Origin of the sequence: Amycolatopsis sp. NPDC023774 (assembly GCF_040639695.1) — a bacterium.
In the GTDB taxonomy this organism is placed as follows: Bacteria; Actinomycetota; Actinomycetes; order Mycobacteriales; family Pseudonocardiaceae; genus Amycolatopsis.
The window spans coordinates 88,730-115,285 of record NZ_JBFAAJ010000008.1 but is presented as its reverse complement, the minus strand read 5'-3'; the positions used below and the strand labels follow the sequence as shown (position 1 = coordinate 115,285).

At 70.9% G+C, this 26,556-nt stretch carries 22 protein-coding genes and 1 pseudogene; 14 read left to right on the top strand and 9 right to left on the bottom strand.

All coding sequences use genetic code 11. From position 1 onward, the window contains the following. Positions 1 to 24: 24 nt before the first annotated feature. Both sucD and sucC read right to left on the bottom strand, forming a co-directional pair. Positions 25 to 915: a succinate--CoA ligase subunit alpha gene (sucD, locus tag AB0F91_RS19510; RefSeq protein WP_360598941.1), complete on the bottom strand. Its 891-nt coding sequence runs from the start codon at positions 913 to 915 to the stop codon at positions 25 to 27. A 3-nt stretch (positions 916 to 918) separates the two neighbouring features. Next, a complete protein-coding gene (sucC, locus tag AB0F91_RS19505) occupies positions 919 to 2,100 on the bottom strand; it encodes an ADP-forming succinate--CoA ligase subunit beta (protein ID WP_360598940.1) in 1,182 nt (393 codons plus the stop codon). Positions 2,101 to 2,425: 325 nt separating this feature from the next. Between sucC and AB0F91_RS19500 the strand changes: the two genes are divergently transcribed. The 4 genes from AB0F91_RS19500 to AB0F91_RS19485 all read left to right on the top strand — a co-directional run bounded on the left by AB0F91_RS19500 (position 2,426) and on the right by AB0F91_RS19485 (position 9,143). Beyond that, positions 2,426 to 4,168: a thiamine pyrophosphate-binding protein gene (locus AB0F91_RS19500; RefSeq protein WP_360598939.1), complete on the top strand. Its 1,743-nt coding sequence runs from the start codon at positions 2,426 to 2,428 to the stop codon at positions 4,166 to 4,168. Positions 4,169 to 4,184: 16 nt separating this feature from the next. Further along, positions 4,185 to 5,414: a formyl-CoA transferase gene (gene frc / locus AB0F91_RS19495; protein ID WP_360598938.1), complete on the top strand. Its 1,230-nt coding sequence runs from the start codon at positions 4,185 to 4,187 to the stop codon at positions 5,412 to 5,414. Positions 5,415 to 5,425: 11 nt separating this feature from the next. Further along, positions 5,426 to 7,564, top strand: a complete 2,139-nt coding sequence (locus tag AB0F91_RS19490; protein WP_360598937.1) for an acetate--CoA ligase family protein — start codon at positions 5,426 to 5,428, stop codon at positions 7,562 to 7,564. 175 nt (positions 7,565 to 7,739) lie between these two features. Continuing rightward, positions 7,740 to 9,143, top strand: coding sequence for an OFA family MFS transporter (locus AB0F91_RS19485; protein ID WP_360598936.1), 1,404 nt, complete (start codon positions 7,740 to 7,742; stop codon positions 9,141 to 9,143). A gap of 60 nt (positions 9,144 to 9,203) precedes the next feature. Here AB0F91_RS19485 and AB0F91_RS19480 read toward each other — a convergent pair whose 3' ends face one another. Further along, positions 9,204 to 9,941: a GntR family transcriptional regulator gene (locus AB0F91_RS19480; protein WP_360598935.1), complete on the bottom strand. Its 738-nt coding sequence runs from the start codon at positions 9,939 to 9,941 to the stop codon at positions 9,204 to 9,206. A gap of 294 nt (positions 9,942 to 10,235) precedes the next feature. On the opposite strand from AB0F91_RS19480, the gene AB0F91_RS19475 reads away from it, so the two are divergent. The 7 genes from AB0F91_RS19475 to AB0F91_RS19445 all read left to right on the top strand — a co-directional run bounded on the left by AB0F91_RS19475 (position 10,236) and on the right by AB0F91_RS19445 (position 18,969). Continuing rightward, positions 10,236 to 11,222 carry a 2-dehydropantoate 2-reductase gene (locus tag AB0F91_RS19475; protein WP_360598934.1) on the top strand — a complete coding sequence of 329 codons (987 nt, stop codon included), beginning with the start codon at positions 10,236 to 10,238 and terminating at the stop codon, positions 11,220 to 11,222. Positions 11,223 to 11,253: 31 nt separating this feature from the next. Continuing rightward, the gene (locus tag AB0F91_RS19470; protein WP_360598933.1) at positions 11,254 to 13,254 is read left to right on the top strand and encodes a molybdopterin-dependent oxidoreductase; all 2,001 of its coding nucleotides are present in this window, start codon (positions 11,254 to 11,256) and stop codon (positions 13,252 to 13,254) included. 10 nt (positions 13,255 to 13,264) lie between these two features. Next, the gene (locus AB0F91_RS19465) at positions 13,265 to 15,046 is read left to right on the top strand and encodes an NAD(P)H-dependent oxidoreductase subunit E (protein ID WP_360598932.1); all 1,782 of its coding nucleotides are present in this window, start codon (positions 13,265 to 13,267) and stop codon (positions 15,044 to 15,046) included. Beyond that, positions 15,043 to 15,966 carry a 2Fe-2S iron-sulfur cluster-binding protein gene (locus tag AB0F91_RS19460; protein ID WP_360598931.1) on the top strand — a complete coding sequence of 308 codons (924 nt, stop codon included), beginning with the start codon at positions 15,043 to 15,045 and terminating at the stop codon, positions 15,964 to 15,966. Before AB0F91_RS19465 ends, AB0F91_RS19460 begins: the two co-directional genes overlap by 4 nt. 122 nt (positions 15,967 to 16,088) lie before the next feature. Then, positions 16,089 to 17,168, top strand: coding sequence for an acyl-CoA dehydrogenase family protein (locus tag AB0F91_RS19455; RefSeq protein ID WP_360598930.1), 1,080 nt, complete (start codon positions 16,089 to 16,091; stop codon positions 17,166 to 17,168). Positions 17,169 to 17,263: 95 nt separating this feature from the next. After that, the gene (locus tag AB0F91_RS19450; RefSeq protein WP_360598929.1) at positions 17,264 to 18,091 is read left to right on the top strand and encodes a TIM barrel protein; all 828 of its coding nucleotides are present in this window, start codon (positions 17,264 to 17,266) and stop codon (positions 18,089 to 18,091) included. Next, entirely contained in the window at positions 18,088 to 18,969 is an 882-nt protein-coding gene (locus AB0F91_RS19445; RefSeq protein WP_360598928.1) for a 2-hydroxy-3-oxopropionate reductase, read from the top strand. The genes AB0F91_RS19450 and AB0F91_RS19445 overlap by 4 nt, the downstream gene beginning before the upstream one ends. 184 nt (positions 18,970 to 19,153) lie before the next feature. Here the strand turns inward: AB0F91_RS19445 and AB0F91_RS19440 are convergent. Continuing rightward, positions 19,154 to 19,899, bottom strand: a pseudogene (locus tag AB0F91_RS19440) (helix-turn-helix transcriptional regulator). A gap of 10 nt (positions 19,900 to 19,909) precedes the next feature. Beyond that, the gene (locus AB0F91_RS19435; RefSeq protein ID WP_360598927.1) at positions 19,910 to 20,539 is read right to left on the bottom strand and encodes a hypothetical protein; all 630 of its coding nucleotides are present in this window, start codon (positions 20,537 to 20,539) and stop codon (positions 19,910 to 19,912) included. Between the two features lie 776 nt (positions 20,540 to 21,315). Between AB0F91_RS19435 and AB0F91_RS19430 the strand changes: the two genes are divergently transcribed. Beyond that, positions 21,316 to 21,834, top strand: a complete 519-nt coding sequence (locus AB0F91_RS19430; RefSeq protein WP_360598926.1) for a cobalt transporter — start codon at positions 21,316 to 21,318, stop codon at positions 21,832 to 21,834. A gap of 183 nt (positions 21,835 to 22,017) precedes the next feature. Here AB0F91_RS19430 and AB0F91_RS19425 read toward each other — a convergent pair whose 3' ends face one another. Next, complete coding sequence (locus AB0F91_RS19425) at positions 22,018 to 23,022, bottom strand: cation diffusion facilitator family transporter (RefSeq protein WP_360598925.1); 1,005 nt, start codon at positions 23,020 to 23,022, stop codon at positions 22,018 to 22,020. A gap of 67 nt (positions 23,023 to 23,089) precedes the next feature. Here AB0F91_RS19425 and AB0F91_RS19420 point away from each other — a divergent pair, with 67 nt between their 5' ends. Together AB0F91_RS19420 and AB0F91_RS19415 are read left to right on the top strand one after the other, a co-directional pair. After that, positions 23,090 to 23,452, top strand: a complete 363-nt coding sequence (locus AB0F91_RS19420; RefSeq protein WP_360598924.1) for a metalloregulator ArsR/SmtB family transcription factor — start codon at positions 23,090 to 23,092, stop codon at positions 23,450 to 23,452. A 66-nt stretch (positions 23,453 to 23,518) separates the two neighbouring features. Next, positions 23,519 to 24,016 (top strand): MarR family transcriptional regulator, encoded by a 498-nt coding sequence (locus AB0F91_RS19415; protein WP_360598923.1) that lies wholly within the window; start codon positions 23,519 to 23,521, stop codon positions 24,014 to 24,016. A gap of 1,031 nt (positions 24,017 to 25,047) precedes the next feature. Here AB0F91_RS19415 and AB0F91_RS19410 read toward each other — a convergent pair. The 3 genes from AB0F91_RS19410 to AB0F91_RS19400 all read right to left on the bottom strand — a co-directional run bounded on the left by AB0F91_RS19410 (position 25,048) and on the right by AB0F91_RS19400 (position 26,534). After that, positions 25,048 to 25,524: a single-stranded DNA-binding protein gene (locus AB0F91_RS19410; RefSeq protein ID WP_360598922.1), complete on the bottom strand. Its 477-nt coding sequence runs from the start codon at positions 25,522 to 25,524 to the stop codon at positions 25,048 to 25,050. Positions 25,525 to 25,620: 96 nt separating this feature from the next. Then, positions 25,621 to 26,109, bottom strand: coding sequence for a hypothetical protein (locus AB0F91_RS19405; protein WP_360598921.1), 489 nt, complete (start codon positions 26,107 to 26,109; stop codon positions 25,621 to 25,623). Next, positions 26,025 to 26,534, bottom strand: coding sequence for a hypothetical protein (locus AB0F91_RS19400; protein WP_360598920.1), 510 nt, complete (start codon positions 26,532 to 26,534; stop codon positions 26,025 to 26,027). Before AB0F91_RS19400 ends, AB0F91_RS19405 begins: the two co-directional genes overlap by 85 nt. Positions 26,535 to 26,556: the final 22 nt, after the last annotated feature.

Here is a 26,556-nt window from a genome sequence, read left to right as displayed (position 1 = left end):
CCAGCCCGTCGAACTCGCCCACAGCTACGGCGTTCCCGCGAGGACCTCGCGCACCAGCCGCGCGGTCTCGCTCGGAGTCCGGCCGACGCGGATGCCCGCGGCCTCCAGCGCCGCCTTCTTCGCGACGGCCGTGCCCGCCGAGCCCGAGACGATCGCGCCGGCGTGGCCCATCGTCTTGCCCTCCGGCGCGGTGAACCCGGCGACGTAGCCGACCACGGGCTTGCTCACGTGCTCCCGGACGTAGGCGGCCGCGCGTTCCTCGGCGTCGCCGCCGATCTCGCCGATCAGCACGATCACGTCGGTGTCCGGGTCCTTCTCGAAGGCCTCGACCGCGTCGATGTGCGTGGTCCCGATCACCGGGTCGCCGCCGATGCCCACGCAGGTGGAGAAGCCGATGTCGCGCAGTTCGTGCATGAGCTGGTAGGTGAGCGTGCCCGACTTCGACACCAGCCCGATGCGGCCGGGGCCGGTGATGTCGGCCGGGATGATGCCCGCGTTGGACAGGCCGGGGGAGACGATGCCGGGGCAGTTGGGCCCGATGATCCGGGTCTTGCCGCCCTGGGCGACGGCGTGCGCCCAGAACACCGCCGAGTCGTGCACCGGCACGCCCTCCGTGATGACCACGGCCAGGCCGATCTCGGCATCGACCGCCTCGATGACCGCGTCCTTCACGAATGGTGGCGGCACGAACAGCACCACCACGTCGGCGCCGGTCTCGGCCATCGCGTCCGCGACACTGCCGAACACCGGCAGCTCGTGCTCACCGACCGCCACTTTCCGGCCGGCCTTGCGCGGGTTCACACCGCCGACCACGTTCGTGCCCGCGGCCAGCATCCGCTTGGTGTGCTTCATGCCCTCGGCGCCGGTCATGCCCGACACGACGACACGGCTGTTCTCGTCCAGGAAGATCGCCACTTCTCAGGCCTCCGCGCTAGCAGTAACGGTCGCGAGCTTGGCCGCCTCGCGGGCGGCGTCGTCCATGGTCTCCACCACGGTCACGAGCGGGTGGCCGGCTTCGGCGAGGATGCGCCGGCCCTCGGCCACGTTGTTGCCGTCGAGGCGTACCACCAGCGGTTTCGTCGCGCGCTCACCGAGGATCCCCAGCGCCTGCACGATGCCGTCGGCCACCGCGTCGCACGCGGTGATGCCGCCGAAGACGTTCACGAAGACGCTGCGCACGTCCGGATCTCCCAGGATCACGCCGAGCCCGGCCGACATGATCCCGGCCGACGCGCCGCCGCCGATGTCGAGGAAGTTCGCCGGTCCGCGCGCGCCCACCTCGGCCGCTGCGGCCGCGACGACGTCCAATGTGGACATCACCAGCCCCGCGCCGTTGCCGATCACGCCGATGTCGCCGTCGAGCTTCACGTAGTTGAGCCCCTGCTCGGCCGCTTCGCGCTCCAGCGGGTCGCCCGCGTTCGGATCGGCGAACGCCGCGTGGTCGGCGTGGCGGAACTCGGCGTTCGCGTCGAGGGTGACCTTCCCGTCGAGCGCGATCACCTGGCCCTTCTTGGTGCGCGCCAGCGGGTTCACCTCGACCAGTGTGGCGTCCTCGCCGACGAAGACCTCCCACAGCCGCACCAGCGCGTCGGCGATGTCGTCGGCCACCTCGGCCGGGAACTGCGCCGCGGCCACGATTTCGGCAGCCTTGGCTCGGTCCACGCCGGTGAGCGCGTCGACCGGCACCTTCGCCAGCGCCTCGGGCCGCGTCGCCGCGACCTCCTCGATCTCCATGCCACCGGCCACCGACGCCATGGCGAGGAACGTCCGCTCCGCGCGGTCGAGCAAGTAGGACACGTAGTACTCCTCGGCGATCTCGCTCGCCTCGGTCACCAGCACTTTGTGCACGGTGTGGCCCTTGATGTCCATACCGAGGATGTCGTCGGCGACCTGCTCGGCGTCGTCCGGCCCGGCCGCGAGCTTCACGCCGCCGGCCTTGCCGCGTCCGCCGGCCTTGACCTGCGCCTTCACCGCCACGGCGCCGCCGATCACCACGGCCGCGGCGCGAGCTTCTTCCGGGCTCGCGGCGACGCGGCCGCGGGGGACCGGTACGCCGTGCGACGAGAACAGCTCGCGCGCCTCGTGTTCGAAGAGATCCATCTGAGTCCTTCCTGGCGGGCCCGGGTGGGCCGCGAACGGGACGGGGGAGGAAAAGTGGCCGTCCGGTGTGCCGTCGGCCGCGGCGGCTCCGGGGAAAAAACCTCCGGACAAACCTGCGGATGGCCCTGGACAGCGGGTCGCTCGGAGAGTAATTCTAATGCCTACCTCATACGGTATGCAATCTACAGTTTTCGGTGAAGGTGCCGCTGACCTGGAGGGATGCCCTTCGCCGCGGCTGTGAACCGACGGCAGTGCAGACCGGGGAGCGCACCGGAACGAGCGCCCGGATCAGAGAGGTCCGGCGTGAGACCAGAGGAGTTGAGCAATGGCGCCAACCACGACCGGCCAGAACGTCGACAAGGACCGGGCCGCCCCTGCGACGAACGGCGGCCAGCCGGCTCCGGACACGATCTCCGGCGGGCACCTGGTGGCCAAGGCGCTCAAGGCGGAGGGCGTCGACACGATCTTCACGCTGTGCGGCGGGCACATCATCGACATCTACGACGGCTGCGTCGACGAGGGCATCAACGTCATCGACGTACGCCACGAGCAGGTCGCCGCACACGCCGCCGACGGCTACGCGCGGATCACCGGCCGGCCCGGCTGCGCGGTCGTCACCGCGGGCCCGGGCACCACGGACGCGGTGACGGGCGTGGCCAACGCCCTGCGCGCGGAGAGCCCGATGCTGCTGATCGGCGGCCAGGGGGCGCTGAGCCAGCACAAGATGGGCTCGCTGCAGGACCTCCCGCACGTGGACATGATGACCCCGATCACCAAGTTCGCTGCGACCGTGCCCTCGACCGCCCGTGCGGCCGACCTCGTGTCGATGGCCTTCCGCGAGGCGCTGGCCGGCGCGCCCGGACCGGCGTTCCTCGAGATCCCGCGCGACGTGCTCGACGCGCGGGTCCCGTTGTCGGCCGCGCGGATCCCCGAGTCGGGCCGCTACCGCGCCTCGACCCGCAGCGCCGGCGACCCTGCCGACGTCGAGCGCCTCGCCGATCTGCTGGTGCACGCGAAGAAGCCGGTGATCCTGCTGGGGAGCCAGGTTTGGACCACCCGCGCGGCCGAGCCGGCGACCGAGCTCGTGCGCACGCTGAACATCCCCGCGTACATGAACGGCGCGGGCCGCGGCACCCTGCCGCCCGGCGACCCGCACCACTTCCAGCTTTCGCGCCGCTACGCGTTCGACAACGCCGACGTGATCGTGATCGTCGGAACGCCGTTCGACTTCCGCATGGGCTACGGCAAGCGCCTTTCGCCCGACGCCACCGTGGTGCAGATCGATCTGGACTACCGCACCGTCGGCAAGAACCGCGACATCGACCTGGGCCTCGTCGGCGACGCCAGCCAGATCCTCGCCGGGGTGACGCAGGCGGCTTCGGGCCGCACCGACAACGGCGCGGTGGCCCGCAAGCCGTGGTTGGAAGAGCTGCGCGCGGTGGAGGACAAGGCGAAGGAGAAGCGCCTGCCGCAGCAGCACTCCGACGCGAACCCGATCCACCCGTACCGGCTGGTGCACGAGATCAACGAGTTCCTCACCGAGGACTCGATCTACATCGGCGACGGCGGCGACATAGTCACTTTCTCCGGCCAGGTCGTGCAGCCGAAGTCGCCGGGTCACTGGATGGACCCGGGCCCGCTCGGCACGCTCGGTGTCGGCATCCCGTTTGTGATGGCCGCCAAGCACGCCCGCCCGGACAAGGAGGTCGTCGCGCTGTTCGGCGACGGCGCGTTCTCACTGACCGGCTGGGACTTCGAGACGCTGGTGCGGTTCAACCTGCCCTTCGTCGGGATCGTCGGCAACAACTCGTCGATGAACCAGATCCGCTACGGCCAGGCCCAGAAGTACGGCCTGTCCCGCGAGCGCATCGGCAACACCCTCGGCGACGTCCGCTACGACGAGTTCGCCCGCATGCTGGGCGGCTACGGCGAAGAGGTCCGCGACCCCGCCGACATCGCGCCGGCCCTGCAGCGCGCCCGCGAGTCGGGCAAGCCGTCGCTGATCAACGTCTGGGTCGACCCGGACGCGTACGCCCCCGGAACCATGAACCAGACGATGTACAAGTAGTCGGGAGGCACGAGAAATGGGAAAGGCACTCGAAGGCGTCCGCGTCCTCGACATGACCCATGTCCAGTCGGGACCGTCGTCGACCCAGATCCTCGCCTGGCTGGGCGCGGACGTGATCAAGCTGGAGACACCGGGCCGCGGGGACATCACCCGTGGCCAGCTGCGGGACCTGCCCGGAGTGGACAGTCTCTACTTCACGATGCTGAACGGGAACAAGCGCAGCATCACGCTCAACATGAAAAGCGAGGAGGGCAAGGAGATCTTCACGAAGCTGGTGTCCGGTGTGGACATCCTTGTGGAGAACTTCGGCCCCGGTGTCGTCGATCGGTTCGGCTTCTCCTGGGAGAAGCTGCAGGAGATCAACAACCGGCTGATCTACGCGTCCATCAAGGGCTTCGGCCCGGGCCGCTACGCCGACTTCAAGGCCTACGAGGTGATCGCGCAGGCCATGGGCGGCTCGATGAGCACCACCGGGTTCGAGGAGGGGCCGCCCACCGCGACCGGCGCGCAGATCGGCGACTCCGGCACGGGCATCCACCTCGTGGCCGCGATCCTCGCCGCGCTCTACCAGCGCACGAACTCGGGCCGCGGGCAGCGGGTGCAGGTGGCCATGCAGGACGCGGTGCTCAACCTCTGCCGCGTGAAGCTGCGCGACCAGCAGCGGCTGGCGCACGGCCCGCTCGGCGAGTACCCCAACGAGGTGTTCGGCGACGAGGTGCCGCGCTCGGGCAACGCGTCCGGCGGCGGGCAGCCCGGCTGGGCGGTGCGCTGCGCGCCCGGCGGCCCGAACGACTACATCTACGTGATCATCCAGCCCGTCGGCTGGCAGCCCATCACCGAGCTGATCGGGCAGCCCGAGCTCGCCCAGGACCCGGAATGGGCCACGCCCGAGGCTCGGCTGTCCAAACTGGACAAGGTGTTCGCGCTGGTGGAGCAGTGGACCGAGCGGCACACCAAGTGGGAGGTCATGGAGAAGCTCAACGCCCGCAACATCCCGTGCGGGCCGATCCTGTCCACCCAGGAGCTCATCGAGGACGAGACGCTCGCCGAGCTCGGCAGCGTGGTCGAAGTCGACCACCCGGAGCGCGGCAAGTTCAAGACCGTGGGCTGCCCGCTCAAGCTGTCGGACTCCCCGGTCGACATCGGCCGCTCGCCGCTGCTGGGCGAGCACAACGACGAGGTGCTGGGCGAGCTCGGCTACGCAGGCGACGACCTCGAGCGGCTGCGCACCGCAGGCGTGATCTAAGGAGAAGCTGGATGACCACGGGAACCGGCCGCGCTGCGGTCGAGAAGATCCTGGAAAAGGTGGCGGCCGAGGGACGCTCGTCCCTCACCGCCCCCGAAGGCCGCGCAGTGTGCGAGGCCTACGACATCCCCACCCCGCAGGAGCGCCTCGCGACCTCAGCCGACGAGGCTGTGGCGCAGGCGCAGGAGATCGGCCTGCCGGTGGTGCTGAAGATCGTGTCGCCCGACATCCTGCACAAGACCGAGGCCGGTGGCGTGCTCGTCGGCCTGCGCACGGCCGAGCAGGTGGCCGACGGGTACGCCACGATCCTCGCCAACGCCAAGGCGTACAACGCCGGGGCGAGCATCGCCGGCGTGCAGGTGCAGCAGATGCTCACCACCGGCCAGGAGGTGATCATCGGGTCGGTCACCGACCAGACCTTCGGCAAGATCGTGGCCTTCGGGCTCGGCGGCGTGCTCGTCGAGGTGCTCAAGGACGTGACCTTCCGGCTGGCCCCCACCAGTGAGGACGAGGCACTGTCCATGGTGGACGGCATCGCCGCCGCCGAGGTCCTCAACGGGGTGCGCGGCAGCGAGGCGGTGGACAAGAAGGCGCTCGCGGGCATCGTGAACAAGCTCTCGCAGCTCGTCACGGACTTCCCGCAGCTGGCGGAGGTCGACCTCAACCCGGTGCTCGCGACGGCCGCCGGCGCGACCGCGGTCGACGTGCGCATCCTGGTCGACCCGGACGCGGCCAAGGAGCCGGTGCGGTTCACGCAGGAGGAGATCCTCGCGTCGATGAACCGGATCATGAAGCCGGCCGCCGTCGCGGTGATCGGGGCCTCGGCCGAAGCCGGCAAGATCGGCAACTCGGTGATGAAGAACCTCGTCAACGGCGGCTACGCGGGGGAGATCCACCCGATCAACCCCAAGGCGTCGGAGATCCTGGACCGCAAGGCCTACGTGAGCATCGCCGACGTACCCGGGGACGTGGACGTCGCCGTGTTCGCCATCCCGGCGAAGTTCGTGCCCGCCGCGCTCGAAGAAGCGGGCAAAAAGGGTGTGGCCGGCGCGATCCTGATCCCCTCCGGGTTCGGCGAGACCGGGAACATCGAGCTGCAGGACGAGGTCGTGGCGATCGCGCGCAAGCACGGCGTGCGCATCCTCGGGCCGAACATCTACGGCTACTACTACACGCCGGAGAACCTGTCGGCGACCTTCTGCACCCCGTACGACGTCAAGGGCGGTGTCGCGCTCTCCTCGCAGAGCGGCGGCATCGGCATGGCGATCCTGGGCTTCAGCCGGTCGGCGGGCATGGGCGTCTCGTCCATCGTGGGTGTGGGCAACAAGGCGGACATCGACGAGGACGACCTGCTCACCTTCTTCGAGCACGACGACAACACCCAGCTCGTCGCGATGCACCTCGAGGACCTCAAGGACGGCCGCTCGTTCGCGGAGACCGCCAAACGCGTCTCGGCGAAGAAGCCCGTCGTGGTGCTGAAAGCCGGGCGCACGGCGCAGGGTGCGAAGGCGGCCAGCTCGCACACCGGCGCGCTGGCCGGCAACGACAAGGTCTACGACGACATCCTGCGCCAGAGCGGGGTGATCCGGGCGCCGGGGCTCAACGACATGCTGGAGTACGCCCGCGGCATCCCGCTGCTGCCGACGCCGCAGGGCGAGAACGTCGTGATCATCACCGGTGCCGGCGGCTCGGGCGTGCTGCTGTCGGACGCCTGTGTGGACAACGGCCTCTCCCTGATGGAGATCCCCGACGACCTCGACGCGGCGTTCCGCGAGTTCATCCCGCCGTTCGGCGCGGCCGGCAACCCGGTGGACATCACAGGTGGCGAGCCGCCGTCGACGTACCGGAACACGATCGCTCTCGGCCTGCTCGACGAGCGCATCCACTCCTTGATTCTCGGCTACTGGCACACGATCGTCACGCCGCCGATGGTGTTCGCCGAGCTCGTGGTGGACGTGGTCGAGGAGTTCCGCCGCAAGGGGATCCACAAGCCGGTGGTGGCGTCGCTGTCCGGGGACGTCGAGGTGGAGGCCGCGAGCGACCACCTCTACGCCCACGGGATCGTCGCCTACCCGTACACGACCGAGAAGCCGGTGGCGGTACTCGGTGCCAAGTACCGCTGGGCGCGGTCGGCCGGGCTGCTCGGCTGATCACTTCCGGCGAGAGGGAAGGAGGCGTATCTTGCCGGACACCTAGCCGTCGGCCACCGCGGGGGACACGAGCACACGCAAGAAGCGCCGGGCGCGCGCGGTCGCGCCCGGCGGGGGACAAGGAGCCACCCCACTCAGAGGGAACCGAAGTCAACGTTGACGAAAGAGAACTCTCATGACCGCAGCCCTACCGACGTACCAGGAGATCGTCGACGACAACGGACGCAAGTACCGGATCGGTGAGAGTCCCAGAGACATCATGGGCCGCTCACGCGCATTCATGGTCTGGCTGCCGTGGGTCGCCATGATGGCGGTGAGTGTGTTCGAGTACGGCTGGGGAGCCGTCGAAGGCACGCTCGAAGAGAAGTACGGCTGGTCGTTGTCGGACGCGTTCTGGCTGGCCAGCATCTGGGCCGTGTTCCAGGCCGGGGTCGCGTTCCCGGCCGGCCGGCTGCGCGAGAAGAACATCGTCTCGGCGAAGACTGCCATGCTGCTCGGCGCGCTCTTCTCCGGGATCGGCTACTTCACCATCGCGCACAGCGGGAATCTGGTGCTCGCGTTCATCGGGTACTCGGTCCTCGGCGGCACCGGCGCCGGATTGGTCTACGCCACCTGCATCAACATGGTCGGCAAGTGGTACCCGGAGAAACGTGGTGCCCGCACCGGGTTCGTGAACGGCGGTTTCGCCTACGGTTCGGTGCCGTTCATCTACCTGTTCAGCGCTTTCCTCGGCCACGAGAACCTGACGATCACGCTCGACGGCATCGGCCTCTACATGCTGCTCGTCGTCGGGATCTGCGGGTTCCTGTTCAAGGACCCGCCGAAGAACTGGTGGCCGGCCGAGGTCGACCCGATCGCGTGGCTGAAGGGCAAGGCGACCGGCAACGCCAAGAGCCTCGAGAAGAACCCGCCGGCCGTCCGGCAGTTCACCCCGATGGAAGCGATCAGGACCGGCATGCTGCCGTTGATGTGGGTCACGTTGATCGTGATCGGCGGCGTCTCGCTGTTCGGCATCAACTTCCAGGTGCCGTTCGCCGAGCAGAGCAACTTCGGGCCGTTCGTCGCCGCGTCGTCGGCCGGTCTGCTGGCCATCGTGAACGGTACCGGCCGTGCGCTGGTCGGCTGGGCCTCGGACCGCATCGGCCGCAAGCAGACACTGTTCTGGGTGCTCGTGATCGCCGCGATCGCGCAGTTCGGCGTGATGTGGTCCGGCAACACGCACAGCCTGTTCTGGTTCATGGTCTTCGCGATCCTGACCGGGTTCGGCAGTGGCGCGTTCTACCCGATGTTCGCGGCACTCGTGCCCGACTACTTCGGCGAGAACCACAACGCCACGAACTACGGCCTCGTCTACAGCGCCAAGCTGATCGGCGGTGTCGGCGGTGGGGGTCTCGCCGCGGGCGTGATCGCGGCGTGGGGTTACACCGGTGCCTACATCCTGGCCGGTTGCATCGCGTTGCTCTCGGCCGTCATGGTGCTGTTCCTGCGCCAGCCGGGCCGCCGCAGCGGCCCGACCGCCTCGGAGCAGACGGGCGCGGTGGCGCAGGCCTCACCGGCCACCGGAAGCGCCGGCAGCTGACGCCTGCCGGGGTTTTCGGTACAGGGCCCGGGAGTGAGGGGGCGGCTGACGCCCGCCCCGTCACTCCCGGGCTGCTTCGGGCCGCTCGTGGAACGCCTGGCGCGTGCGTTCCGTGTGGTGGGCCATGATCTTCTCGGCCTTGTCGACGTCGTGCGCCGCGACGGCCTCGATCAGCTCGGCGTGCTCGTGCCAGGCGTCGTGGCCGCGGGGCCGGGCGATCGGCGTGTAGTACCAGCGCACGCGGCGGTCGACGAGCCCGATCAGCTCGGCCAGCACGGCGTTGCCGGTCAGCTCGGTGAGGAACGCGTGCAGGTCGGCGTTGGCCGAGACCAGGCCCTCGCTGTCGTCGGCGGCGAGCGCTTCGAGGCCGGCGTTCTGCAGCTCCCACAGCCGGGCCACGTCCGCTTCGGACGCGCAGCCGGCGGCCAGCCGCGCCGAGTGGGTCTCGAGCACCGCGCGGACGCCGAGCAGCTGGTCGGCCTCCTCGTCGGTGGGCATGTGCACGAACGCGCCCTGCGCGGGACGCAGGTCGACCCAGCCCTCCGTCTGCAGGCGCTGCAGCGCTTCACGTACCGGCTGGCGGCTCACGCCGAGGTACTCCGCCAGGTCGGCCTCGACGAGGTGCTGGCCGGGCTCGAGCGTGCGGTTGATGATGAGCTCGGCCAGCGCGTCGTACACGACCTGGCGCAGCGGCGCCGGCCGCTCCACGCGCTGGGCGGACTTGGCCGCGAGGGAACCCTTGGCCGTCCGCCGACCGGTGGGCCCGCGCTCGGGCAGGGGAGAGGCGGTCTGGGTCACGAGGCACCTCGGGGTTCTGAGTTGACGCGGTCCGCGCGAATGCGGGGAAACCGCGGGAGTTCGTGGAGCTGACCCGAGAATACAGGTTTTGGTATGCAAAATCCCAACTCTTCACTCTGTGGCCTGGATCTCACCCGAAGTGGATCAATCGACGGGTCTGAAATGACAATCAGTACCGGATGAGACTGCGCCGCTCGGGTGTCATCGGCGAATTCCATCATCGGATCCTGGTGCCCGAGACATTCACGGGATACTGTATGCAATCGATGTGTTCGACCGAGCGGGAGGCACACCATGCGGGTTGCTGTTCTGGGCGCGGGTGCGATCGGCGCCTACGTGGGTGCGGCTATGCACCGAGGCGGCACCGAGGTCCATCTGGTCGCGCGCAAGGCGCACCTCGAGGCGATGCGCGAACACGGAGTGCGGGTGCTCAGCCCCCGCGGCGACTTCACCGCGCATCCCCACGTCACCGACGACCCGGCCGAGATCGGTCCGGTCAACTTCGTCTTCCTCGGGCTCAAAGCCCACTCCTACCCGAGCAGCGGCCCGCTGCTCGAACCACTGCTGGGCCCGGACACCGCGCTCGTCGCGGCGCAGAACGGGATCCCGTGGTGGTACTTCCACGGCCTGACCGGACACCCCCTGGAGGGCCACCGGGTCGAGACCGTCGACCCGGACGGCGACACCAGCCGGGTAATGGCCGTCGAGCGCGCCATCGGGTGCGTCGTCTACTGCTCCACCGTGATCGAGGAGCCGGGCGTGATCCGCCACCTCGAGGGTACGCGGTTCTCCCTCGGGGAGCCGGCGGGCGGGGTCTCGCCCCGCTGCGTCGCGTTGTCGGAGGCGATGATCGAGGGCGGGCTCAAGGCTCCCGTCGAGCCGAACCTGCGCGACGACATCTGGGTCAAGCTCATGGGCAACGTCGCCTTCAACCCGTTGAGCGCGCTCACGCGGGCGACGATGGCGCAGATGTGCGAGCACGACGACACGCGCGAGCTCGTGGCCACGATGATGACCGAGACCCTCGCGATCGCCAGGGCCGCGGGGGCGGATCCCCAGGTCTCCGTGGAGAAGCGGATCGACGGCGCCTGGCGCGTCGGGCACCACAAGACGTCGATGCTGCAGGACCTCGAAGCCGGCAAGCCACTGGAGATCGACGCCATCATCGGCGCCGTCGTGGAGCTGGCCGACCTCACCGGGGTGCCCGCGCCCGCGCTGCGCCACGTGCACGCGGCCATCGGCCTGCTGAACCGCACGGCCACCGCCGTGCCGGTCGGCTGACCCCCATCCCACCACCTTTCGGAGGCAGAAGATGAAGCGCAGGAAGGGCACCACGCCGTACGCCCGGCTGACCGAACCGCTGGTGCGGGACTCCGGTGTGCTGCGGCCGGCGACGTGGGAAGAGGCGCTCGACCGCGCCGCCGCGGGGTTCCGGCGCACGCTGGAGACGAAGGGCCCCGAGGCGTTCGGCATGTTCTCCTGCGCCCGGGCCACGAACGAGATGAACTTCGTGGCCCAGAAGTTTACCCGCACGGTGATGGGCACGAACAACGTCGACTCGTGCAACCGGACCTGCCACGCGCCGAGCGTGGCGGGTCTGGCGCGGGTGTTCGACAGCGGCGGCGGCACGTCGTCGTACGCGGAGGTCGAAGACGCCGACGTGATCGTGATCTGGGGCGGCAACCCGCGCGAGGCGCACCCGATCTTCTTCCAGCACGTGCTCAAGGCCGTCCACAAGGGAGCCAAGCTCTTCGTGGTGGATCCGCGCCGGACGAGCACGGCGAAGTGGGCGCACCGGCAGCTGCAGCTGGAGGTGGGCACCGACATCCCGCTCGCCAACGCGATCGCGCGGGAGATCATCCACTCCGGACTCGCCAACACCATGTTCATCGAACGGGCCACGGAAGGCTACGAGGAGTTCGCCGCCTCCGTGGAGCCGTGGACGCTCGAGGTCGCCGAGCAGGTCACGAAGGTGCCGGCGGAGCTCATCAAGGAGCTGGCCCACGCCTACGCCCGCGCCGACCGCGGGCAGATGTCGTGGACACTGGGCATCACCGAGCACCACAACGGCACGGACAACGTGCTGTCGCTGATCAACCTGTCGCTGCTGGCCGGGCAGGTCGGGCGGTACGGCGCCGGGCTGAACCCGTTGCGCGGGCAGAACAACGTGCAGGGCGGCGGTGACATGGGCGCGATCCCCGACCGGCTGCCGGGGTTCCAGGACATCCTCGACCCGGCCGTGCGCGCGAAGTTCGACGCGGCGTGGGGCTCGCACATCCCGCCGTACAAGGGCAAGAACCTCACGCAGATGCTCGAGGCGATGGAGAACGGCCTGATCACCTGCGTGTACGTGATCGGGGAGAACCCCGTTCAGTCCGAGGCCGACTGCGAGCACACGATCAAGCGCCTGTCGAACATCGAGCACCTGGTGGTGCAGGACATCTTCCTGACCAAGACCGCGCAGCTGGCCGACGTGGTTTTGCCGGCGTCGGCCGCCTGGTGCGAGAGCGACGGAACCTTCACCAACAGCGAGCGGCGCGTGCAGCGGGTGCGCAAGGCGGTGAACCCGCCGGCCGGGGCGCGGGACGACATCGAGCTGCTCTGCGAGCTCGCCCGCCGGCTGGGCCGCGACTGGCACTACAGCGGCGAGGACGGCCGCGAGGTGTGGGACGAGCTGCGCTCGCTCTCGCCGATCCATGCCGGCATGAGCTACGCGCGGCTCGAGGAGCTCGGCGGCATCCAGTGGCCGTGCTACAGCGAGGACACGCTGGAGCCGTCGTACCTGCACGCCCGGCTGTGGGCCGAGGACCCGGCCGACCGCGGCCGCCCGGCGCCGTTCACCGTGCTGCGCCACAGCCCGCCGGTCGACGTGCTCGACGACGAGTTCCCGTTGCGCCTCACCACGGGCCGGCGCCTGGACTCGTACAACACCGGCGTGCAGTCGGGCGGGTTCCCGTCGCCGCGCCGGTGTGGCGAGACGCTCGACCTGTGCTCGGCCGACGCCGCGCAGCTGGGTGTGGTGGCGGACGAAATGGTGCAGGTCTCCTCGCGGCGCGGTGCGATCGTCGCGCCGGTGCGGATCGACGAGGGACTGCGCCCCGGCCTGGCGTTCATGACGTTCCACTTCCCGGACGAGATCGACGTCAACGTGATTACCATCGAGGCCACGGACCCCGTCGCGGGCACCGCGGAGTACAAGGCCGCGGCCATCCGCGTGGACAAATTGCTTTCGGGGAGTCCAGGGGGGCTTGCCCCCCGGCTGGAGTCTGGGGCTCGGCCGAAGAAGACACAGCTCGGCGCGGTCGCGGGCTGAGGGGGCGGGGATGGATCTCCAGTTCCTCGACGCCAAGGCCTCCTTCGAAGAACGCGCGGCCGTGGACGCGCTGCCCGAGGGCGCCGCACGCGACCAGCTGCTGCCGGCCCTGCACGCGGTGAACGACCGCGTCGGCTGGATCAGCCAGGGCGCGCTGAACTACATCTGCGAGAAGCTGCACGTGCCGCCGGCCGACGCGTACGGCGTGGCGAGCTTCTACTCGCTGTTCTCGCTCACCGAACGGCCGGAACGCGTGGTGCACGTGTGCACGGACCTCGCCTGCCGCGTCAACGGGGCCGACACGGTGTGCGACACGCTCACCGAGCACGTCGGTCCCGCGGGCAAGGCGCGCGGCGGTGTGACGTGGCTGCGCAGCCCGTGCCTGGGGGTGTGCGAGAAGGCGCCCGCGGCGCTGGCGTTCGAAGCCGGTGACCCGCCGGGCAGCGAACTGCTCGCGCCCGCCACCGGCGCGTCCGTGGTGCTGGCCGCGCGCCGCTCTCCCTCCCCGGAGGAGGGTGCCGCGCCGGTGCTGCACCAGCCGGACCGGGAGTCGCTGAGGCTGCTGCGCCGGGTCGGGGCTGTCGACCCGGAAAGCCTCGACGACTACCGCGCCACCGGTGGCTACGCCGCGCTGCGCAACGCATTGCGGCTCGGCCCGAACGGCGTGATCCGCGAGGTCACCGACTCCGGGCTGATGGGCCGCGGCGGCGCCGCGTTCCCCACCGGGCGCAAGTGGGAGGGCGCGGCGCGCCAGCCCGCCCTGCCGCACTACCTGGTGTGCAACGCGGACGAGAGCGAACCCGGCACGTTCAAGGACCGCGTGCTGCTGGAGGGTGACCCGTTCGCGCTGGTCGAGGCGATGACGATCGCCGGGTTCGCCACCGGCGCCACCCGTGGCTTCCTGTACCTGCGCGGCGAGTACCCCCGGGCGCGCCGGCTGGTGCAGAACGCGATCGACGTCGCCCGTGAACGCGGGTTCCTCGGCGTGGACATCATGGGCCACGAGGGGTTCTCGTTCGACATCGAGATCCGCCGGGGCGCCGGTGCCTACATCTGTGGCGAGGAGACGGCGATCTTCAACTCGATCGAGGGCTTCCGCGGGGAGCCCCGGTCGAAGCCGCCGTTCCCGACCGAGCAGGGCCTGTTCGGCAAGCCGACGGTGGTGAACAACGTCGAGACCCTGGTCAACGTGCCGCTGATCCTGACCGCCGGGTACGCGGCGTACCGGGAGATCGGCACGGAGAAGTCAGCCGGGCCCAAGCTGTTCTGCCTGTCCGGCAACGTGCGCAAGCCCGGCGTGTACGAGGTCCCGTTCGGGACCACGCTGCGCGAGCTGCTGGAGCTGGCCGGGGGAGTGCCGGAAGGCCGCGAGCTGCGGGCGGTGCTGCTGGGTGGTGCGGCCGGCGGGTTCGTTCGGCCCGACGAGCTCGACCTGCCGCTCACGATGGAGGACGCGCGCGCTGCCGGTACCACGCTCGGTTCCGGGGTGGTGCTGGCGCTGGACGACCAGGCCGACCTCGGCGGGTTCCTGCTGCGCATCGCGTCGTTCTTCCGCGACGAATCGTGTGGGCAGTGCGTGCCCTGCCGCATCGGGACGGTGCGGCAGGAGGAGGCGGTGAGCCGCATCGTCGGTGGCCGGAAGCTGAGTACTGGTGCCGACGACCTCGCGCTGCTGCGGGAGGTCGGACAGGTGATGCGGGACTCGTCGATCTGCGGGCTGGGGCAGACGGCGTGGAACGCGATCGAGTCGGCCGTCGAGCGGCTGGGTGCGTTGGACGGAGGGCAGCGATGACGGTCGTGGACATCGGACTACCCAAGCGGCTGGTCGAGTTCACTGTGGACGGTGAGACCGTCCGGGTGCCGGAAGGCGCGACGATTCTGGACGCCTGCTCGGCGGCCGGGAAAGAGCTCCCCACGCTGTGCTACGGCGACACCCTGAAGCCCGCCAATGCGTGCCGGGTCTGCATGGTGGAGGTAGAGGGCTCGCGGACGCTGGTGCCGTCGTGCTCGCGCAAGGCGGAGCCGGGCATGGTCGTGCACACGGATTCCGAGCGTACGCGGACGAGCCGCAAGGTGGTGCTGGAGCTGCTCGGCTCGGCCACCGACCTCTCGACCACTCCCGGCGTCGCCGAGTGGATGGCGCAGACGGGCGCCGACCCCGAGCGGTTCGGCCCGCCGGCGCCGCCTTCCGACGAACGCGACGACGCGCTGCCCGGCGAGCACGAGCCGGTCGACGGCCTGACCGCGGCGACCGTCCGGCAGCCGGTCAAGGTGGACAACGCGCTCTACGTCCGGGACTACGGCAAGTGCATCCTGTGCTACAAGTGCGTGGACGCCTGTGGTGACCAGTGGCAGAACTCGTTCGCGATCTCCGTGGCCGGCCGCGGGTTCGGCGCGCGGATCTCCACGGAGTTCGCGACGCCGTTGCCCGAGAGCGCGTGTGTCTACTGTGGAAATTGCGTCGAGGTCTGCCCCACGGGTGCGCTCAGCTTCAAGACCGAGCACGACAAACGCGAGGACGGCAGCTGGGACGAGTCCGCCCAGACGCAGACGACCACGGTGTGCACGTTCTGCGGGGTCGGCTGCAATCTCACGCTCCACGTGCAGGACAACGAGATCGTGAAGGTCACCAGCCCGCACGACAGCTCCGTGACCTACGGCAACCTCTGCATCAAGGGCCGCTTCGGCTGGCAGCACGTGCAGAACACCTGACGGCGGCCCCGACCCGCCTGCCCCGGACCCGCCGTCCCCGCCCCGGCCGCCACCGGCCGACGTGTGCGGACGGCGGGTCCCGTGCGTTCTTCTCCTTCCGAAAACCCTGAGCGAAGGGGGCAATGGTGCCTTCTGTCGAACAAATCTCCCGAGTGGTGGCTTCCGTCATCGCACCGGCCGCGGCCGAGGCCGACCGGCTCGCGCGGTTCCCGCGAGGGGCGATGGCCGCGTTGAGCCGCAAGGGCGTGCTGGCGCTGACGGCGTCGCGGCGGCTGGGCGGGGGCGGCCACGGCCTGGCCGAAGCCGCGCGGGTGGTCGAGGTGGTGGCGCGTTCGTGCGCGAGCACGGCCACGGTGCTGCGTTCGCACTTCGCGGCCGTCGCGGTGCTGGAGGCGCACGCGGACCCGTCCGTGCGCGCGGAACTCGCCGCGGGCCGCCACCTCAGCACGCTGGCGCTGGTCGACGCGGGGCCCGGCAGCCGCCTGCTCGCGCCGGACGGCGTGGCCGGTTCCCATGGCGGAGTCGTCGACCTGACCGGTCGCAAGGCCGGGGTGGTCGCGGCGGGGGAGGCCGACAGTTACGTGTGGTCGAGCCGGCCGGCGAGCGGCCGGGGCGCCGCGACCGTGTGGTTCGTGCCCGGCCACGCGCCCGGGTTGTTCGTCCCCGCTGCCGGCGGCGGCCTGGGGCTGCGGGCGAGCGCGATCACCACCGTGTGTGCGGATCCTGTGCAGCTGCCTGAAAACACGGTCCTCGGACGAGACGGCGAGGGAGCCGAGGTGGTGCTCGACCTGGCGCTGCCGTGGTTCCTCGGCCTTGGCGCGGCCGTCGCGCTGGGTCTCGCGGAGGCGGCGATCGAGCGGGTCTCGCGGGACGGGGCCGGAGCGGATCTCGCACGTCTGCGCCTGCGTGCTTCCGCCGTGCGGGTGCTGGCCGCCGACGCGTTCGCCACGTACAGCTGGGATCCGGCGCACGCATTGCCGAAGTTCTTCCACCTCTGGCTCACCGCCGCGGAAACCGTCACGGTGACCACCGAGGTGGCGCTGCGGCTGTGCTCGGGCTACCCGGGCGACCCGGTGCTCGAACGCTGCTTCCGCGACGCGCGGGCGCACTGCGCGCTGGAGCCGACCGTCGACACCGTGGTGGACCTCGCCGCGCGCGCGAGTGGCGACCTCGTCGGCCGCGAAGTGTCCGCAGCCCGTTGACCGGGCACAGCCTGGACGACTAGTCTCGATATGCGGAAGAAAGATTCCACACAGCGAAATTAGACCAGAGGCAATTCGATGAGCCGAGGTATCCGATGACCGGTCCCGCCGGAGTGCGGCACTCGCTGCCCTACACCGCCAACCTGTCGATCCTGTTCACCGAGCTCCCGCTGCTCGAGCGCGCGCAGGCCGCTCGGGCAGCGGGTTTCACCGCGGTCGAGTACTGGTGGCCGTTCGACAGCGCCGACCCGCGCCCGGTCGAGGTCGAGAAGTTCGTGCGCTCCATCGAGCAGGCCGGGGTGCAGCTGACCGGGCTCAACCTGTTTGCCGGCGACATGGCCGCGGGCGAGCGCGGGCTCGTGTCGTGGGTCGGACGCGAGGCGGAGTTCGCCGTGAGCCTCACCATCGCGGTCGGGATCGCGGAGCGGCTCGGCTGCCGCAGCTTCAACGCGCTGTACGGCAATCGGCTCGACAGCGTCGCACCGTCCGAACAGGACGCGCTGGCTCTGGAGCACCTGGCCACGGCCGCCGAGGCGGCGGGCAAGATCGGGGCTCAGCTGGTACTGGAGCCGTTGTCAGGGGCCCCGGCCTACCCGCTCAAGACGGCCGCGGACGCCGTGGCGGTCATGGACCGGCTGGGGCTGGACAACGTGCGACTGCTGGCGGACCTCTACCACCTGGCGGTGAACGGCGACGACCTCGATTCCGTGATCGCCGGGTACACCCCGCGCACCGGGCACGTGCAGATCGCCGACGCGCCGGGCCGGCACCAGCCGGGCACAGGGGAGCTCGACCTGCAGGGACACCTGGAAAAGCTGGAGGCGGCGGGCTACCGCGGGCACGTGGGGATCGAGTACAAACCGGACGGCCCGACGCTCGCGTCGCTGGCCTGGCTGCCGGAAGAGCGAAGGGGAGACAAATGAGCAAGGTGGGCTTCATCGGCCTCGGCGTGATGGGCACGCCGATGGCCGCGCACCTGGCCGGTGCGGGACACGACGTGAGTGGCTTCGACCTGAGCGCCGACGCGCTGGCGAAACTGACGGCGGCGGGCGGGCGCGCGGCGTCCGACGTGGCGGACGCGGTGGCCGAGGCGGACGTGGTGGTCACGATGCTGCCCGACCACCCGCAGGTCGAGCAGGTGGTGCTGGCGGCGGGCGGGGTTCTCGACGTCGTGAAGCCGGGCACGCTGTTGGCCGACATGAGCACCATCCGGCCGGAGACGTCGATCGCCGTCGCGAAGGCTGGTGGCGGCAAGGGCATCCGGGTGCTCGACGCGCCGGTCTCCGGAGGTCAGGCGGGCGCGGAGCAGGCCGCCCTGTCCATCATGGTCGGTGGCGAAGCCGCGGACTTCGAGGCGGCCAAGCCGATCTTCGAGGTGCTCGGCAAGACGATCGTCCACGTGGGACCGCACGGCGCGGGCCAGGTCGTGAAGGCGGCCAACCAGCTCGTGGTCGGCGGCATCTACGGGCTGGTCGCCGAGGCGATCGTGTTGCTGGAGGCGTCCGGGGTGGACGCGGGCACGGGCCTCGACGTGCTGGCCGGCGGGCTCGCCGGTAGCCGGATCCTGGAGCTCAAGCGCAAGTCGATGGTCGCGCGGCAGTTCCAGCCGGGCTTTCGGATCGACTTGCACCACAAGGACATGGGCATCGCGCTCGCGGCCGCGCGCCAGGCCGACGTAGCGCTTCCGCTGACCGGGCTGGTCGCCCAGCTCGTGGCCGCCGGGCGCGCAATGGGCCACGGCTCGCTGGACCACTCGGCGCTGCTGAAAGTCGTCGAAGAGCTGTCCGGACGCGAGCGCTGACCACGGCCCCGAGCCGCCGCCCTGCGCTCGTCGCTGCAGCGGGCGCGCAGGAAAAACCCGGCCGGTTCTCGTCGGGATCGTGATCGAGCGTGAGGTCGGCGCGGTGAGGGAGTTCGAGAGCCGAGTCGCCGCCGCGGGCGGGCCTGGGTATGCGGGATCCGCCCGCAGCAGTGCTTGTCCGCGGCTACTGGCTGGCGACGAGGTTGGCCGGCGAGGCGAGTGCCTCGGCGTGGCGGCTGCCCGGCACGGCGTGGAAGACGACGAGCGACAGCGCGTCGGGGCCGGGTAGGGTGAGCTTGTCGCTGTGGAGGTCGAGGGGGCCGGCGGCCGGGTGGCGGAAGCGGACGAGGTGGCCGGTGCGGGGCCTGATGTCGTGGCGGGACCACAGTTCGCGGAAGCGTTCACTCCTCGCGGAGAGCTCGGTGATCAACTCGGGGGCGGCGGGGTCGCCCACGTCGCGGCCGAGTGAGGCGCGCAGGCCGCCCACGCCGTCGGCCGTCGTCTCGTCCCAGTCGACGCGGAAGTCCTGCTCGGCGGGTCGAGGAACACCTCGCGCAGGAGATTGTGGCCGGCCACGTAGTGCGGCGAGAGCGCGGTGGCGGCGGCGTTGGCGGCGAGGACGTTGGTGACGCGGTCCTGCACATACGCGGGTGTGGCCGGCCATGTGCCGATCAGCTCGGCGGCACGACCGGCGCGGGGCCGACGGCGGTGGCGGGGCGCGGGAGCGGTGAGGCTGTGGAGGTGGTTCGTGGCGTCGTCGTCGAGGCCCAGCACGCGGGCCAGCGCGTCGAGGACCTGCGCGGACGGGTTCTGGTCGCGGCCCTGCTCGAGGCGCACGTAGTAGTCGCTGCTGATTCCGGCCAGCAGCGCCAGCTCCTCGCGGCGCAGGCCGCGCCGCGCCCGGAGGTAGTCGCCGAGGAGGTTGTCCACGCCAGACAGTCTACGAGAGCGCGGCCAGGAGTCCGAAGTAGACGGCGCCGCCCACCACCGCGCCCACGAAGACACCGCCGGTCACCTCGGCCGCCGTGTGGTCGCCCAGCTCCACGCGCGACCACGCGACCCACAACACGAACGGCACCAGCAGGAGCAGCCACGGCCCGTACACCCACACGAGCATCACCGTCGCCCCCGCGGCGACCTCGGCGTGGATGGAGATCTTGAATTTCAGCCCGAACGTGATCGCCACCGCCACCACCAGGCAAGCCAGCTCGGTCGCCGTCAGCGCGACCAGTTCTTCAGGCGCCCCACCGACGATCAGCGCCACGAACCCCGCCGCCAGCGAGCCGAGGCACACCGCGAACGGCACCACCCGCCCCGCGCGGTTCGTCACGTGGTGCGAGTCCCACTTCCCGCGCCGCGCCCCGCGCACGATGACGGCCATGGGAATCAGCGATCCCGTGACGCCCACGACGAGGCCCCACAGAACCGTCGCCCCGACCCGGTGCCCGGTCACCTCCCACGCCACGGCAAGCGGCAACCCCAGCACCCACACCCACGGCGCCAACACCTCCGTCGCGACGCGCGCCGCGACCCGCCGAACTCCACCGGACGCCGACACGGTCGAGGACATCGGTCTCCTTGTGTTGGGGACTCCGCGGGTTTCGCGGACAGGGTGGAGAGCTTACGGCGTTCGGAGCTCGCCTCTGCCGAGGTCTGGCCTGTTGTGCATGGTCGTGGGTGTTCCGGGAGTTCTGTTCGGCGACGGTCGAATAGACCAGCCTCGTCTGTGCTGGTCGACGCGGGCCGGGCCGCGAAACCCGAATCAGCCCTCGCTGGGTCGGCTGCGCCCTGGCCGCGATACGCGCTGCCGCATCCTCGTCTTCGCCGCCGACGCGGGCCGCCATTTTCTGCTACGCCTCACCTGGCTCACGCCGTGGCCGAACTGACGCAGGTCCTCCTCGCGGGCGCCCCGCCAGCCGACTGCGCGGCCGAGGCCGTGCCCGCGATGGAAGCCGCCCGATGACTCCCGAGCCACGGCTCGCGCCGGGGGTCTCGTTCGGCCCGGTGGCGCGCCCGGAGGTTCCGGACGGGAGCGGGCCCGCGGTGGTGGGGCAGCGAGGCGCGCCCGGACGCGGCGACTGTCGCCGAGAGCCGCGGCGAGTCGGCTGCTGTTCCACTGCACCGGAAGTTTCTGTCGACCGTCGGCGCGTGTTTGCAGCCGGTTGTGTTCGTGAGGACCGGCCCGGCGTGGAGGTGGCGTGATGGGCCACGAGGCGCGGGTCGAACCCGTGGCTGTCGGCGTGTGCAGCGGCGGCACCGGTTGCTGTGCGTCGGAGACGGCGGCCTCGGGTGATCGGCGGTGTCGGAGGCGCGGCGGCACGTGCTGGGTCGGCGGATGCGGTGGCCGTGGCGGCGACGGTCGTGTCCCATGTGGTCGAGGCCGTGGTTGTCGAGGATGCGGCGACCTCGGCGCGCCGGTGGGGTTCGACTGGATTGGGTGGTGGAGGTGGCGTCTACGGCGGCGTGGCGTGGCAGTTCGCCGGAGTGGATCGGGAGCGGTCGGAGCGCGCGGCGCTGAAAGTGATCGCGGTGTCGTTCTTCGCGTTGGTGGCCGACGCCGTCGGGGCGCTGGTGCGGGGCGCGCCGGGGCACTGGGCCGTCGGGACCGTGCCGGCGTCGCGGTCACCGGCGGCCACCCAGGCGGGTGCGCGGCGCAGGGCCGGCGGCGAGCTCGGTTCCGCGAGCGCCGTGGCCGGCTCCAGCCAGACTCTGCTGTGCGTTTGCCTCTCGGCGGTGTTGCCCGGCCGGGCTGCGGCTCACCACGCTGTTCGGCTGGTACTGGGCCGATCCGGTCGTCACACGGGTCATCGCGGCGATGGTGGTGCGGGAGGCAGCCAGGCCCGGCGTGGCGAGCACTGCTGCTGAGTGTGTGCCAGCCCGCGGTCGCGGCCGAGCCACCACTGCAACCCCCGCAGCACCACCGCGAACGCGAGGAACACGCCCACCAGCAGCACCTCACCGCCGAGATCACTCACCGCACGCCCTCTTCCCCGCGGCACCCTGACGAACCCCAGCGTGCGACGGCACTGCCCGGCCCGCCCCCGGCACTCACGGTTCCTTGACGCCCGCGGGAGCGACGTTGACGTCATGCGCCGGGTGCGCGTGGATCAACGCCCGCGCGAGCCGGGGCAAGGCCGTCGCCATGCGTTGCTCGGCGGCGTGCGCGATGCCGTGCGCCTCGGCCAGCGTGCGGCCCGGGTCGACCGACACCTCCGCCTCGGCCGCGAGGGTGTGGCCGATCCAGCGCAGCCGGATCACGTCGACGCCCAGCACGCCGGGAGTCTCGGCGAGCGCGTGTTCGGCGTCGTCCACCAGGTGCGGGTCGACGGCGTCGAGCAGCCGACCGAACACCTCGCGCGCGGCGTCGCGCAGCACCAGCACAATCGCCACCGTGATGAGCAGGCCGACCACCGGATCGGCCCACGCCCAGCCGACGAGCGCCCCACCTGCCGCGAGCACCACGGCGAGGCTTGCGAACCCGTCGGTCCGCGCGTGCAGCCCGTCCGCGACGAGCGCGGCCGACCCGATCCGCCGCCCGACGCGGATGCGGAAGCGGGCGACGAGCTCGTTGCCGGCGAAACCGATCACGCCGGCGAGCGCCACCCACCCGGCCCCTGTCATGGGTCGCGGGTTCAGCAGGCGGTCGATCGCCTCGTACCCCGCGAGCACCGCGGACCCGGCCATCACCACGAGGATCACCAGGCCCGCGAGGTCCTCGGCGCGCCCGAGCCCGTGTGTGAACCGGCGCGTCGCCTGCCTCCGCGCGAGCAGGAACGCGACGGCCAGCGGCACGGCGGTCAGTGCGTCGGCGAAGTTGTGCAGCGTGTCGCCGAGCAGCGCGACCGACCCGGTGAACCCGACCACGATGAGCTGCGCGACCGCCGTCGCCAGCAGCCCGGCGAACGACAGCCACAACGCGCGCATCCCGGAGCGGCTCGCCTCGAGCGTGCCGTCGACGAGCTCCGCCGACTCGTGGCTGTGCGGTTTCAGGGCGTGCTTGAGCCGGCTCCAGTGGCCGTGCCCGTGCCCATGCCCGTGTCCAGCGCTGTCCATGCCCGGCACGGTAGCAGAACGAATGAAGATATGTTCATGTCTCCTGTGGTGTTCTAGTCTCCTCTCCATGGGACACGGGGTCGAAGGGCGCCGCCGCCCCGCGGGACCGCTCGACGCGACCACCGCGGCCGCGGTGGCCACCACGCTGCAGGCGCTCGCGACCCCGAGCCGCCTGCTCATCCTCAGCGCGCTGCGCGAACAACCCCTCGCCGTCGGCGACCTGGTGGCCGCGGTCGGGATGGAGCAGTCGGCGGTGTCGCACCAGCTGCGGCTGCTGCGCAACCTCGGGCTGGTCGTCGGCACCCGCAACGGCCGCAGCATCGTCTACAGCCTCTACGACAGCCACGTCGCCCAGCTGCTCGACGAAGCCGTCTACCACAGCGAGCACCTGCGGCTCGGGGTTGCCGACCGCGCGGGTGAAGCCGGGTAGGGTCGCGCCGGCTTCGGGGGGTGTCTCTGGCGGTGGGTGCTCCTTTCATTCGCCTAGACTTCGAGTGTGAGTGACTCTTGCGATGCCGTCGACGAGGTCATCGCGCAGTGGCGGCAGGAACGGCCGGACCTCGACCTGTCCGCCATGGACGTGTTCGGGCGGCTCGCCCAGCTGACCCGGGTGGTCGAGTCCGCGGTGGAACGCGTGTTCACCGAACACGGCCTGCGCCCCGGCGAGTTCGACGTGCTCGCCGCTCTGCGCCGCACAGGCCCGCCCTACACGCTCACCCCCTCCGAGCTCTCCGCCGCGTTGATGACCTCCCGCGCCGGTATGACCAACCGCCTCGACCGCCTGGAGGCCGCGGGGTACGTCGAGCGCAGCCTCGATCCGGCTGACCGCCGCAGCTTCCGCATCACCCTCACCCCTGCCGGCCGCGACGTCATCGACGCGACTCTCACCGACCACGCGGCGGGCCTTGCGGAACTCCTTTCCTCGGCCACCAGCCCGGAGGACGCGGCTACCCTGAGCCGCATCCTGAAGGCCATGCTCGCCGAACTTCGCTGAGGTCAGGCGGACGACGACCCCGACCGTCCTGTGTGGAGAGATACGGCGGCACCGGATCTCGGACGCCCGTCGCCGCGGTGGTGGGGTGACCGCCGCCAACTGGCGGCAGCACCGCCGCGACAGCCCACCGGGCTCCGGCACGGCGGCCACGAGGCAGGCCCGGCCGCCGCGCCGGCGACGCTGATTGCCGGCTGCGCCATCTCGCGTGGACTGAGGAGTAGCGACGGTGCAGGCCGCCTCGGCTGCAGTGGGCTCGGCGCCACCAGCTGGCCGCCACGCCTTCGCGACGGCCGGCGGCGCGCTCAAGCCTGCCGTGCCGGTTGGGGTGGGGTGCTGGGGCTGGCTGCCTCAGCATCAAGCGGCGTCCAAGCTGCTGCTTGACCGCCCATGGGCGCGTTCCGGTTCGCCTGATCGGTCGGGGCGGGGTGCTGAGGATCTCAACCGCAGCGCCAAAAGCCGGAAGTCCCCTGTGGTCCGAGCCGGCCGATGGTTCGCTCGAACTCGCTCTCGCAACCGTTGAGACGGAGCGCCGGGGCCGGCTGCGTGGGCATCAAGCGGCGTCGCGACGGCCGGCGGTGCGCTCCGATTCGCACCAGCGGCCGCGTGGTGTGCTGAGTCTGGCAATCCCAGCATCAAAAGGCGTCGTCGCCTTTGATCCGAGACAGCCGACGGTGCCTCGAGCCCACCCACCAACGGGCGAGACGTGGTACCGGTGCCGGCTGCGTCAGCATCAAGCGGGTCGCGGCTGCTGCTTGACGTCCGGTGGCGCGATCCGGCACGCCCCGTGGTCGAGGCGAGGCGCTGAGACTGGCTGCCTCAGCACCAAAGCGGCGTCGTCGCAACTGATCCGCGTGCTGCGTCGCGTCGCGTGTTCCATGTGGGCGTGGGTGTAATTCCTCCTTCCAGCAGCGCGGCGGCGAAGCCTCCATCGTGGCACCGCAGCCCACCACAGCTCGCCCGGCGCCATCGCAGGACCGCGCCGGCACGGGGCCGGGGCGACCGGCGCGCATCACCGTTCGCGGCCGGCAACGTCAGAACGGCGGATCCCCCGCGTTCGCCGTGACCGGAATCGGGGCGGCGGGGGACCACGGGTTGTCGGACCGGCCCGAACTCTCCGGGGAATCGCCGGCAGGCGGCTCGGAACGGTTGGCGCGGTTGACTTTCGCCGTGGCGTAGCGCAGGGAGGGGCCGATTTCGTCGACCTGGAGTTCCACGACTGTGCGGTGTTCGCCTTCCTTGGTGTCGTAGGAGCGTTGGGTGAGGCGGCCCTGGACGATGACGCGCGCGCCGCGGGTGAGGGATTCCGCGGCGTTTTCCGCGGGCTGGCGCCAGAGGGCGCAGCGCAAGAAGAGGGCTTCGCCGTCTTTCCATTCGCCGGAGGCGCGGTCGAAGGTGCGCGGGGTGGATGCGACGGTGAAGTTGGCGACGGCGGCGCCGGACGGGGTGAAGCGCAGCTCCGGGTCGGACGTGAGGTTGCCGACGATGGTGACGACCGTGTCTCCGGCCATGGTGTTCTCCTTGGGTTTCCGGCGGCGCCCCGGGGTGAGGGCCGCTTCGGGATTCAGGAGACCATCCGGGTACGACAGTTTCTCCGACCGCGGCCGTCACCCCATCAGGTGGTGTGCCCGAACCCTTCCTTCGGCCGTGGTCGGACCTGCCGCTGCCACGGCACGATGGGCGGCCGAGGCGGCGGAGAGGAAGTCGCTTCCTCGTGCAGCAAGTCCGCTGCGCGCCTCCACCTGAGCGGGCAGGCGCGTGCCGTCGGGCAGCTCCAGCGAGACCTCGTCGCACGGCGTTTCGACGTCCAGCGTCACCAGGTCGCGACGAGCCGCGGGCGTCGGGTTGAGCACCCGCGGCGAATCCCGCGCCACGGACCGGTCGAGCGGGCCGACCACGCGCTCGCGCACCGCCTGCCCGAGGTGGCCCGTCTCGCTGATACGTGCGAACACCCGCGTCGCCGTGTCGTCGACCCCGCAGCCGGTCACGGAGTCGTGCCCTGAGGCGTCGCTCAGCCGCCACCACGCCAGGTCCAGGAACCGCTGCGGCCACTCGGCCGAGAACAGCGCGGCGAACGGCTCGGCGTAGCGCTCCACGAGCCGCTCCACCCGGGCCATCGCCTGCTTGAGCTGCGACGCACCGAAAGGACACCCAGCAGGATGTTGGCCGCCGCGTGGCTGCGCAGCTCACCCCGCACCACGGGCAGTGCAGGATCCGCGGCGTCGCGCGCGCCGAGATACTCGGCCAGCGTGCTGATCCGCACGTCGACCGACGCCGGGTCGAGCCCCGCGACGAGCGTCACCAGTGAGCTGACGGGCGCGGAGTGGTCGGTGCCGTACATCGCGAGCACCGGGTCGGCCCCGAACGACGGCCGCAGCCGCCGCCCGAGCTCGGCCATGCGGGAGGCGAAGCAGCCGGGCTCGGAGAACACGTAGGCCGCGTTGCCGTAACCGTTGGCCAGGTACTCCGCCCGCACTGAGCTGCCGTCCGGCGCCGTCCAGCGGAACGCGTGACCGTCCACTCCGGACGGCACTCCGCGGCCA